11 protein-coding genes are annotated in these 10,205 nt (G+C 57.1%); 9 read left to right on the top strand and 2 right to left on the bottom strand.

From position 1 onward, the window contains the following. A partial coding sequence (locus ACTCIA_RS06695) for a hypothetical protein (RefSeq protein ID WP_463001029.1) occupies positions 1 to 212 on the top strand: 212 nt, incomplete at its 5' end. Next, positions 173 to 1,507: an FAD-dependent oxidoreductase gene (locus tag ACTCIA_RS06690; RefSeq protein WP_463001028.1), complete on the top strand. Its 1,335-nt coding sequence runs from the start codon at positions 173 to 175 to the stop codon at positions 1,505 to 1,507. The genes ACTCIA_RS06695 and ACTCIA_RS06690, both read left to right, overlap by 40 nt. A gap of 60 nt (positions 1,508 to 1,567) precedes the next feature. Here ACTCIA_RS06690 and ACTCIA_RS06685 read toward each other — a convergent pair whose 3' ends face one another. Continuing rightward, positions 1,568 to 1,738 (bottom strand): hypothetical protein, encoded by a 171-nt coding sequence (locus ACTCIA_RS06685; RefSeq protein WP_463001027.1) that lies wholly within the window; start codon positions 1,736 to 1,738, stop codon positions 1,568 to 1,570. Here ACTCIA_RS06685 and ACTCIA_RS06680 point away from each other — a divergent pair. From ACTCIA_RS06680 to ACTCIA_RS06670, 3 genes are read left to right on the top strand one after another with little or no spacing between them, the layout of a single operon-like run. After that, positions 1,726 to 2,103, top strand: coding sequence for a cation diffusion facilitator family transporter (locus ACTCIA_RS06680; RefSeq protein ID WP_463001026.1), 378 nt, complete (start codon positions 1,726 to 1,728; stop codon positions 2,101 to 2,103). The genes ACTCIA_RS06685 and ACTCIA_RS06680 overlap by 13 nt on opposite strands. Beyond that, positions 2,100 to 2,729 (top strand): LysE family translocator, encoded by a 630-nt coding sequence (locus tag ACTCIA_RS06675; RefSeq protein ID WP_463001025.1) that lies wholly within the window; start codon positions 2,100 to 2,102, stop codon positions 2,727 to 2,729. Before ACTCIA_RS06680 ends, ACTCIA_RS06675 begins: the two co-directional genes overlap by 4 nt. Before the next feature lie 43 nt (positions 2,730 to 2,772). Continuing rightward, positions 2,773 to 2,931 carry a rubredoxin gene (locus tag ACTCIA_RS06670; RefSeq protein ID WP_410268500.1) on the top strand — a complete coding sequence of 53 codons (159 nt, stop codon included), beginning with the start codon at positions 2,773 to 2,775 and terminating at the stop codon, positions 2,929 to 2,931. Positions 2,932 to 2,946: 15 nt separating this feature from the next. Here ACTCIA_RS06670 and typA read toward each other — a convergent pair whose 3' ends face one another. Further along, a complete protein-coding gene (typA, locus tag ACTCIA_RS06665; RefSeq protein ID WP_463001024.1) occupies positions 2,947 to 4,776 on the bottom strand; it encodes a translational GTPase TypA in 1,830 nt (609 codons plus the stop codon). Positions 4,777 to 5,530: 754 nt separating this feature from the next. On the opposite strand from typA, the gene dapF reads away from it, so the two are divergent. The 4 genes from dapF to ACTCIA_RS06645 all read left to right on the top strand — a co-directional run bounded on the left by dapF (position 5,531) and on the right by ACTCIA_RS06645 (position 10,195). Continuing rightward, on the top strand, positions 5,531 to 6,391 hold the full coding sequence (dapF, locus tag ACTCIA_RS06660; protein ID WP_463001023.1) for a diaminopimelate epimerase: 861 nt from the start codon (positions 5,531 to 5,533) through the stop codon (positions 6,389 to 6,391). Positions 6,392 to 6,550: 159 nt separating this feature from the next. Then, complete coding sequence (locus ACTCIA_RS06655; RefSeq protein ID WP_463001022.1) at positions 6,551 to 7,786, top strand: molybdopterin molybdotransferase MoeA; 1,236 nt, start codon at positions 6,551 to 6,553, stop codon at positions 7,784 to 7,786. A gap of 38 nt (positions 7,787 to 7,824) precedes the next feature. Continuing rightward, positions 7,825 to 9,765: a molybdopterin biosynthesis protein gene (locus tag ACTCIA_RS06650; protein ID WP_463001021.1), complete on the top strand. Its 1,941-nt coding sequence runs from the start codon at positions 7,825 to 7,827 to the stop codon at positions 9,763 to 9,765. A gap of 16 nt (positions 9,766 to 9,781) precedes the next feature. Beyond that, entirely contained in the window at positions 9,782 to 10,195 is a 414-nt protein-coding gene (locus ACTCIA_RS06645) for an archease (protein ID WP_463001020.1), read from the top strand. Positions 10,196 to 10,205: the final 10 nt, after the last annotated feature.

Here is a 10,205-nt window from a genome sequence, read left to right as displayed (position 1 = left end):
CACGTACGGATAAGTACGCTGCATTCTTCGAAATCGCGCAAGCCTTGATCTTGAACTTTTTACGGCGCCATCTGAAAATCGACTTTTTACGAGCGCGTCTTGTTTGTTTTGGTAACAAATCAAAAATCCGGCCGGCCTGGCAGGTCCCAAAGCCAGGGAAAGGAAATGACAAATGCAATTTCTGGTCATCGGCGGCGATGCAGCGGGCATGAGTGCGGCCAGCCGCGCCAAAAGAAACCAGCCGGAGACAAACGTCACCGTGCTCGAAGAAACAATGGATGTTTCCTACAGCGCCTGCGGCATGCCCTATAACATTGCCGACCCGGACCGGGACATCGATGACCTGGTGGTGCGCCAGGCCCAGGTGTTCCGGGAAAAACAGGGCATTGATCTCAAAACCGGCTGCCGGGCCGAAACCATTGACCCGGAGGCCAGAACCGTTCAGGCAAAGGATCATACCGGCCAAAAGCTGGAATTTTCCTATGACTACCTGCTGATTGCCACGGGCGCCTCGCCGGTCATGCCCGAGATCCCCGGAATCGATCACAAGGGCGTGCTGCCCCTAAAACGGCTGTCAGACGGCCGCAGCATCAAAGATTATTTGGCCGGCAACAGGACAGAATCGGCCATACTCGTGGGCATGGGCTATATCGGCCTGGAAATGGCAGAGGCCCTGAGCCTTCGGGGAATTCATGTAACCGGCGTGACCCGCGGTTTTATGCGAAATTATGACAGCAGTATTGCAGAAGTGGTTCAACAGACCCTGGCACAGCACAATGTGAATCTGTACCGGGACCAAAGAGTGGAAAAAATTGAAAAACGCGGATCGTCTCTGGCAGTGGTATGCAATGACCGGGACCTGGAGGCGGGCATGGTGCTCATGGGCCTGGGTGTTGCTCCCAACAGCGGGATTGCCGGGGATGCGGGCATCGCTTTGGGGCCAAAGCAGGCGATTTCGGTCAGCCGGCAAATGCAGACATCCAATCCTTTCATTTATGCCGCAGGCGACTGCGCGGATGCCTATCACGTGGTCACCGGTCAAAAAACCTGGGTACCCCTGGCCCTGCTGGCCAACCGGGGGGGCTGGGCCGCGGCTGACCATATCTGCGGAAAGCCGGTGGAAGTTCAGGGGATTGCCGGGTCCGCGGTGTTTAAAACCTTTGAGCTGGAAGTGGCCCGAACCGGGCTCAGCACCGGCGAAGCCGAGGCGGCCGGATTTGAACCGGCATCTGTGACCATTGACGCCCGGTCCCGGGCCCATGCCCACCCCGGGGCAGAATCCATCCGGGTGCACATGGTGGGGGACAAAAAATCCGGCCGGCTGCTGGGCGCCCAAATGGTGGGCAAAGAAGGCGTTGCCCACCGCATCAAGGCCCCGGCCGTGGCCCTGCATGCGCAGATGCGTGTTGAAGACTTCGGCCAGACCGATCTTCCTTATGCACCGCCTTTCAGTCCGGTCTGGGATCCGCTGCTGACCGCAGCCAACCAGTTGATGAAAAAACTTTAAAACCGCAGGAAGCCTGAACCGAACCATGAATTCATCCAGCCGCAGCGACCTTTCCTGCCCTCATGACCACTGTTTTTTTTCAGACAACCAGCAGGCCAACGAGCGCAGAACCAGGATTGTCATCGGCCTGACCATCGTGACCATGGTGGCCGAGATTGTCTCGGGCATGGTGTTCGGATCCATGGCGCTTCTGGCTGACGACTGGCACATGGCCAGCCATGCTTCTGCCATGGGGCTGGGCGTTTCTGGACCCGGTTATGGGCATTGTGGGCGCGCTGGTCATCACCCGCTGGTCGGTTGGCCTGCTTGGCCAGACCGGTCGGGTGCTGCTGGATTACAACAATGACACCGGCCTGGCCGGACAGATCCGGGATCGCCTGGAAAACGGGGCCGATACACAGGTCGAAGACCTGCATATCTGGAGAATCGGCCCTGGCCATCACAGCGCCATCGTGGCCCTGCGCACCAGCAGTCATCAAACTCCTGAAGATTTCAAGCAGCAGCTTTGCAGTATTGCCTCTTTGTCCCATGTTACCGTGGAAATCAACCCGGCAGCAAATCAACCTTCCGGCACAGGAGAAAAAGACAGTCCATGATGATTGCCCCGGAAACCATGATCGCATTTTTCTCGGCATCCGTGCTCCTGGCCCTGGCCCCGGGGCCGGACAACATTTTCGTGCTCACCCAGTCGGCCCTGCACGGCAGATGGTCGGGCATATTTGTCACTCTGGGGCTCTGCACGGGCCTGGTGGGCCATACAACAGCCGTGGCCCTTGGCGTGGCCGTGATTTTCAAGGCCTCGGCCCTGGCCTTTACCGCCCTGAAGCTCGCGGGCGCGGCTTACCTGCTCTATCTGGCCTGGATGAGCTTTGCCGCCGGGGCCTCAAAGCTGGAAAAAAACAGCCAGCCCCGGCTCAAGGGCAGACATCTCTACGGCCGGGGCATTGTCATGAACCTGACCAATCCCAAGGTTTCCATCTTTTTTCTGGCGTTTCTGCCCCAGTTCGCTGATCCGGCGCAAGGACCGGTGAGTTTGCAGATCCTGATGCTGGGGCTTATCTTTATTGCGGCCACGGTACTGATTTTCGGCATGATCGCCCTGCTGGCCGGCGCCATCGGGGACTGGTTTGCCGGATCACCAAAGGCGCAGATATGGCTGAATCGGGTGGCGGGCACGGTGTTTGCCGCCCTTGCCTTGAAACTGATCACCACCCACCGGTAAGCATTTGCGCAAGCCGGCACATGACCATCAGGAGAATCAAACAATGGATAAATATGAATGCCCGTGCGGATATGTCTATGACCCGGCAGAGGGGGATCCTGAAAACGGTGTTTTGGCGGGAACAGCTTTTGACGATCTGCCGGATCAATGGGTATGTCCCAAGTGCGGGGCGGAAAAAGAGTTTTTCGAAAAACTTGATTAACTTCCCCCGGCCCTGTCAGGCGCTTCTGCAAAGGCGCTGGCGCCGTTTGTGCGCAGCAAGGACATCCTTTCGGATCCGTATTGACTTGGGCGTGATTTCAACGAGTTCATCGGCGCGGATAAAATCGATGGCCCGCTCCACGGTCATGGGCTTGACCGGGGCGAGCACCAGAGACTCGTCCTTTCCGGAAGCGCGCATGTTGGTGAGCTTTTTTTCCTTGCACGGATTGACGTTGACATCCATTTCCCGGCTGTGTTCGCCGATCACCATACCTTCGTAGAACGCATCTCCGGGACGGATAAACAACTCGCCCCTGGGCTCCAGGTGAAACAGGGCATAAGTGACCGCAGTGCCCGGCCGGTCGGCCACAAGAGAGCCGGTCAGACGGGTGGGGAAATCGCCCCGGAAAGCTTCCCATCCGGCAAAATTGGCATTCATGATCCCGGTGCCCCGGGTGTCTGTGAGAAAGGTGTCCCTGTAACCGATCAGCGCCCTTGCCGGCACTGAAAACGCCATTCGTACCTGCCCGGAACCGGTGTGTTCCAGGTGCACCATTTTGCCCTTGCGCGCGGATAGTTTTTCCGTGACCACGCCCAGATAGGCTTCACTGCAGTCCACATAAAGATGCTCAACAGGTTCGAGCTTCTGGCCGTTTTCATGTTTGGTGATGACCTCGGGCCGGCCCACGCAGAACTCAAAACCCTCGCGCCGCATGGTTTCAATCAAAATGGCCAGCTGAAACTCCCCGCGGCCCATGACCACGAACCGGTCCCGCTCCCCGGTGTCTTTCAAATCAATGGCCACGTTTAAAAGCGTTTCCTTTACAAGCCGCTGGCGGATTTTGGCAGACTGCACATATTTGCCCTCCCGGCCGGAAAAGGGTGAGTCGCTGGGCATAAACACCATGGAAATGGTGGGTTCGTCCACGTGCACCCGGGGCAGGGCCTCGGGCTGGTCGCCGGCACAGAGGGTATCGCCGATGGCCACGTCCTCGATTCCCGACAAAATCACAATATCGCCCGCCCGGGCCGAATCCACCGGGCACAGGGCAGCGCCTTTATACACCTGCAGCCGGGAGACCTTCAGGGGCACCCGCGTGGCGGAATTTTTGACACACACCAGATGATCGCCGGCCCTTACCTCGCCGTTTGTCACCCGGCCCACGGCCAGCCGGCCCAGGTAATCGCTGTAGCCCAGGTCGGCCACAAGCATCTGGAAGGGTTTTTCCCGGTCGCAGGCCGGAGGCGGCACATGGCTGACAATGGTATCAAACAGGACATGCAGGTTATCGGCATCTTCATCCAGGCGCTGTTTGACAATCCCGTCTCTTCCCACAGCATAAAAATAAGGAAAATCAAGCTGCCGGTCATCAGCCCCCAGGTCAATGAAAAGATCATAGATTTCATTTAGCACTGCATCGGGCCGGGCATCCTTGCGATCAATCTTGTTGATCAGGACAATGACGGAAAGGCCGGCCTCAAGGGTTTTTCTCAAAACAAACCGGGTCTGGGGCAAGGGCCCCTCTGAGGCGTCCACGAGCAGGAGCGCAGCATCTGCCATAATCAGGGCCCGTTCCACCTCCCCGCCGAAATCCGCATGCCCCGGGGTGTCGATCATGTTGATGCGCACGCCCTGCCACATCACCGAACAGTTCTTGGCGGCAATGGTAATGCCCCGCTCCCGCTCCAGGTCCATGTTGTCCATGATGCGCTCATCGGTCTCCTGGCCGTCGCGAAACAATCCGCTTTGCCGGAACATGGCATCCACAAGGGTTGTCTTGCCATGATCCACGTGTGCAATAATGGCAATGTTTCTGATTTGATTTTCAGTGTTGGTATCTGACAATTGGGGCCTTTCTTCGAATTTTATGCAAAATTGACCGCCCGGCCGGCAATTATGCGCCGGGCAAGGGGCAATATAGACATCTTTTGGATAAACACAAGGATTTTCTCTGTGACAGAAAAAACCCGGTGCTCAAAAACTCGACAGAAACCCGAAAAGCCTCGAAGTAACTTCAAAAAACTGGCTGTTCGTGCTTGATGCTACAATTTTCGCATGATGCCGGCCCGGTGGCGGTTTGCTCCCTGACCGCTTGCGCGCTCAATGCGACTCGCAAACCACCCCCGGGCCGGCATCATGGCCGACTGTGTGCAAAGTTTCACACCAAGGGAGTCGGAAGCAACACCAACAAGTCTTAAAAAGCGTTGTTTTCATGCCCGGTCCCGTGGGCTGGCCCGACAAGAACCCTTCCAGGGAAGCCCAAGGGCGGGGTCGGCTTTTGAAGCGACATTGAGCGTTTTTGCATAAAGATTTCAAACTGTTTGAGCAAGGCAGGGCGCGTTTGTAAATTTTAGGCAAAGGCATTTGATCAATCCGCAAAAACGGTCAGGAGCGAAAAAGCCGACGCCGACCGCAGGGCTTCCTTCCTGACAAACAGCGGACGCGGTAAAAAGCTTTTTACGAAACCATCAATTTCTGAAACACTTTTATCTGGTGTCAATTTTCTTGTTTGCCGGAGCAGGGGCTGATAAGATATATAGGTTTAAATAGTTTTCAGGCAATTTTGTGGCGTGCAACAAACTGTCAGGGAAATAAAGCTATGGAATTTTACAAATATCACGGACTGGGAAACGACTATATTGTCATTGAACCCGGACAGGCCGAAAACGATCTTGAGGCCGGGGCCATCCGCCGCATCTGCCACCGCCAGTGCGGGCTCGGGGCTGACGGAATTCTGCTGGGCCCGTTTTTTGAGGATAACGGGGCCTTCGGGGTCCGCATTTTCAACCCGGACGGCAGTGAGGCGGAAAAAAGCGGAAACGGCCTGCGCATTTTCGCCCGATATCTTTATGACCGGGATCGGGTGGCGGACAAGCCCTTTGCCATCAACACCTTGGGCGGACCGGTCACAGCGCAGGTCAGTGACGCCGGACACATGATTTCAGTGGAAATGGGACAGGTGAGCTTTACCAGCACCCAGATCCCGGTCACCGGGGATCAGCGGGAAGTCATCAATGAATCCATGGTCATCGCCGGCCAGACCCTCAAATTTTGCGCCGCCACCATCGGAAACCCCCATTGCGTAATTGTCAGCGACGAAATTTCCGTGGAACAAACCCGCCGGCTGGGACCGGTGATCGAAACCCATGAGATGTTTCCCAACCGCACAAATGTCCAGTTTGCAAAAATCCTGGACCGCGCCAACCTGGCCATTGAAATCTGGGAGCGGGGCGCGGGCTACACCCTTGCCTCGGGCTCCAGTGCTTCAGCGGCCGCGGCCGTGGCCCGCCGGCTGGGATTGTGTGATGCTGAAATCACCGTTCACATGCCCGGCGGACAACTACAGATCCGCATGGATGACCATTATCATGTCCATATGAGCGGCCCTGTGGTCCGGGTCGCCCGGGGAGAAATCCACCGGGAAGTCCTGGACCAGCCGGCCATTTCCGATCTTTTTTAATCATTTGTCATCTTTGATGGAATCGTAAAAAGTCTCAAATCGGAGATAACCGCCAACCAATAAACAAATAACTTATTGATTTTACTTAACACTTAAAACTTAACGCTGCCTGTAAAAAAGACTTTTTACAGGCTCATCATCTTTGCCGGACCCGATACCATGACCAAGGAATTTTTTACCGCCACACCGGTTCAACAGGTTTTTGACCGCATTTTTGAATTTGCCCCTGTGGGCACGGAAAAACTGCCCACAGCCGAGGCCTGCGGCCGGATCCTGGCCCGGGAAATTGTTGCCCAAACCCATCTGCCCGGCTTTGCCAGATCCACAATGGACGGATTTGCCGTACGGGCCGCAGCCACTTTTGGCGCGTCTGAATCCAGCCCGGCGTACCTGGAGATCATCGACACCGTGCACATGGGAATGGCCGCGCAAACCCCCGTGGGCCAAGGCCAGGCCGCGGCCATTGCCACAGGCGGCATGCTGCCCCAGGGCGCAGATGCCGTGGTCATGGTCGAACATGCGGCCAAACTCGATGAAACCGCCCTGGAAATCTATAAAAGCGTGGCCCCGGGCACCAATGTCGTGGCCGCAGACGAGGACGTGGCCTCCGGCCAGAAAATGCTTGCCGCCGGCAGCCGTATCCGTCCCCAGGAAATGGGCCTGATGGCCGCCCTGGGAATGGAAACCATCCGGGTTTTCAAAAAACCCGTGATCGGCATTATCTCCACGGGCGACGAGCTCGTGGAAATCGGCCAAACCCCGGGACCCGGTCAAATCCGGGATGTCAACACTTACTGCCTTGCCGGATGCGTGGCCCAGGCCGGCGGCATTGCCCGGACATACGGCATTGTTGCAGACCGGTTTGAGGCACTGCACAACACCTGCACCCGGGCCCTTGCGGAAACCGACATGGTTTTGATATCCGGCGGCAGTTCCGTGGGAACCCGGGACCTGACTCTGGAAGTGATTGAATCGCTACCTGATTCCCAAATCCTGTTCCATGGCATTCCCATCCGTCCGGGAAAACCCACAATCCTGGCAAAAACCGGTCAAAAGGCCCTTTGGGGACTGCCCGGACAGATTGCTTCGGCCATGGTGGTCTTTGACCGAATCGTGGCCCGGTTTGTTGGACACATCAGCGGCAATGCATTATCTTATCGCCAGTACGACCGGATCACGGCCGAACTCACGCGCAACCTGGCATCCGTTCAGGGCCGCACCGATTACATAAGAGTCCGGATCGAGGAAGACCAGGGCCGGTTTTACGCCGAACCCATTCTTGGACCTTCAGGCCTGATCCGCACCCTGGTGGAGGCAGACGGGCTCATTGAAATTGATATGAACACCGAGGGGCTGGAAAAAGGCGAAACCGTTTTTGTGACACTTCTCCGGTAAATCCGCCGTTTTTTGAGCCGGCATCCAAAAGGAAAAAAATGAGCAGCAGCCGCAATATCTACCTTAAAATGAAAACCCTCCGGGAAGCACGGGATCTGCTGTCTGACCGGTTTGATCTCCGGCCGGCCGACCGTGGCCAGACCGTTGCCGTCACCAAGGCCGCAGGGCGCATCCTGGCCCAACCGGTCTATGCCCGGCTTTCGTCTCCGGGTTTTCATGCAGCGGCCATGGACGGCGCGGCCGTAAACGCGGAGGCCACCTTCGGTGCAACAGAGGCCAATCCCAAAATTCTTGAAACCGGCACCCGGGCCGTATTTGTCAACACCGGCCACATCATGCCCGCAGACACAAACGCGGTGATCATAATCGAAGACATCCAGATCATTGACGAACACCACATCCAAATCGAGGCCCCGGCCTTTCCCTGGCAGCACGTGCGCCGCATGGGAGAAGACATCGTGGCCACAGAGCTTTTGTTTGCCCGCCACCACCGCATCACCTCCTATTGCATCGGCGCCCTGCTGGCCGGCGGCATCACGGAGGTTTCGGTTCTGGCCAAACCGTGCCTGTTTTTGCTGCCCACCGGCCCGGAACTGGTGAATCACCGGCAGATGCCGGAAACGCTTGCCCCGGGCCGGGTAATCGAATCCAACTCCCATGTACTGGGGCAAATGGCAAAGGAGCTGGGGGCGCAATACATCCGTCACGACATTGTGACCGACGATTTCGAACTGATCTCCAAAACGGTTTCTGAGGCGGCCCAGGACCCGGATATGGACATGATCCTGATTATGGGGGGGTCTTCTTCGGGCAGCGAGGATTTTGCCAGACAGGTGATTGAATCGCTGGGAGAAGTCTATGTCCACGGCGTGGCCATGATGCCCGGAAAACCCGTTGTGATCGGTGAAATCAACAACAAGCCCGCCTTTGGCATTCCCGGATACCCGGTGTCTGCCATCATGGCCTTTGAACAATTTGTTACCCCCCTGATCTGCGCCATGCTGGGCCGGGCCGAACCCGAGCCTGAAACCATTCATGTACGGCCCACCCGAAAAATTGCCGGCAGGCTCGGCATGGAACAATTTGTTCGGGTCAAGCTCGGAAAAGTGGGCGCCAGCATCGTGGCCACTCCCCTGCCCCGGGGCGCCGGCACCATCACCAGCATTACCGAAGCCCACGGCATCATCCGCATTGACGCGGACAAGGAGGGCATCCGGGAGGATGATACCGTTTCGGCCAGGCTTTTAAAGGACCGCAGATCCATTGAGGACACCATCGTGGCCGTGGGCAGCCATGACAATGCCATAGACGTGCTGGCCGATCTGCTCCGGGCCGAAACCAGCCGCTACAGCCTGTCATCGAGCCATGTGGGCTCCATGGGCGGGCTCATGGCGGTGAAAAAGGGCTTGTGCCATTTTGCCGGCACCCACCTGCTCGATACCCATGACGGCTCCTACAATATTTCCTATATACAGAAGTTTCTGCCGGATGTGCCCGTGCGCCTGGTGCGCCTGGCAGAGCGGGAACAGGGTCTGATCGTGGCGCCCGGCAATCCCAAAAAACTGTCGGCAATCACCGATCTGGCAAGAGATGACGTGGTGTTTATCAACCGCCAGTCCGGCTCCGGGACCCGGGTGCTGCTCGATTTTCATCTCAGGGGCGCAGGCGTTGATCCGGCCGTGATCACCGGATATGAAAACGAGGAATTCACACATATGGCCGTGGCCGTGGCCGTGCTCGGCCAGGCCGCGGACGCGGGCCTGGGTATTCGCGCCGCAGCCAGGGCCCTGGACCTGGATTTTATCCCGGTTGCCACGGAATCCTATGAACTGGTAATCCCGGAAACCTTTGCCGAATCCGGAAGAATCCGGCTGCTTACGGAAATGATCGGCTCGGCACAGTTTATTGAACGGCTCCATGACATGGGCGGCTATCACACGCAAAACACCGGCCGGGTGGTGTGGAAAAGTCACCAATAGCAATTGCAGGCCGCTTATGCCCTACGAAGTCATCGATCATACAGCCGATACCGGCATCCGGGTGTGGGCTCCCACCCTGGCGGATCTGTTTGCCGAGGCCTGCCGGGCTTTGTTTGAACAGATCACGGACTTAAGGCAGATAACCGATACGCATGCGCAAACCATTTGCGTTGAGGGCATTGACCAAACCGATCTGCTCATCAACTGGCTTCGGGCCTGCCTGCTGGAGTGGGCCGCAAACCAGCGCCTGATCCGGTCCGCAAAGATTGTCGAAATCCGGGACACATGGCTGGAGGCCCGGGTTTTCGTCCGGGCCTTTGATCCGCAAAAGCATCCGGTGTTTGCAGACATCAAAGCAGTGACCTATCACAGCGCAAACCTGTCACCAACATCTGACGGCTGGCAGGTTCAAATAATTTTCGATGTATAGGAAAACAGGG

Source organism: Desulfosalsimonas sp. (assembly GCF_055149105.1).
This window is presented reverse-complemented; position numbering and strand designations above follow the sequence as displayed.

Excerpts from the sequence above, each read along its gene's own strand:
- ACTCIA_RS06690 (WP_463001028.1), top strand. The coding sequence starts at position 173 with ATGCAATTTCTGGTCATCGGCGGCGATGCAGCGGGCATGAGTGCGGCC.
- ACTCIA_RS06670 (WP_410268500.1), top strand. The coding sequence starts at position 2,773 with ATGGATAAATATGAATGCCCGTGCGGATATGTCTATGACCCGGCAGAG.
- ACTCIA_RS06645 (WP_463001020.1), top strand. The coding sequence starts at position 9,782 with ATGCCCTACGAAGTCATCGATCATACAGCCGATACCGGCATCCGGGTG.
- ACTCIA_RS06675 (WP_463001025.1), top strand. The coding sequence starts at position 2,100 with ATGATGATTGCCCCGGAAACCATGATCGCATTTTTCTCGGCATCCGTG.
- dapF (WP_463001023.1), top strand. The coding sequence starts at position 5,531 with ATGGAATTTTACAAATATCACGGACTGGGAAACGACTATATTGTCATT.
- ACTCIA_RS06685 (WP_463001027.1), bottom strand. The coding sequence starts at position 1,738 with ATGGCAGAAGCATGGCTGGCCATGTGCCAGTCGTCAGCCAGAAGCGCC.
- ACTCIA_RS06680 (WP_463001026.1), top strand. The coding sequence starts at position 1,726 with ATGCTTCTGCCATGGGGCTGGGCGTTTCTGGACCCGGTTATGGGCATT.
- ACTCIA_RS06655 (WP_463001022.1), top strand. The coding sequence starts at position 6,551 with ATGACCAAGGAATTTTTTACCGCCACACCGGTTCAACAGGTTTTTGAC.
- ACTCIA_RS06650 (WP_463001021.1), top strand. The coding sequence starts at position 7,825 with ATGAGCAGCAGCCGCAATATCTACCTTAAAATGAAAACCCTCCGGGAA.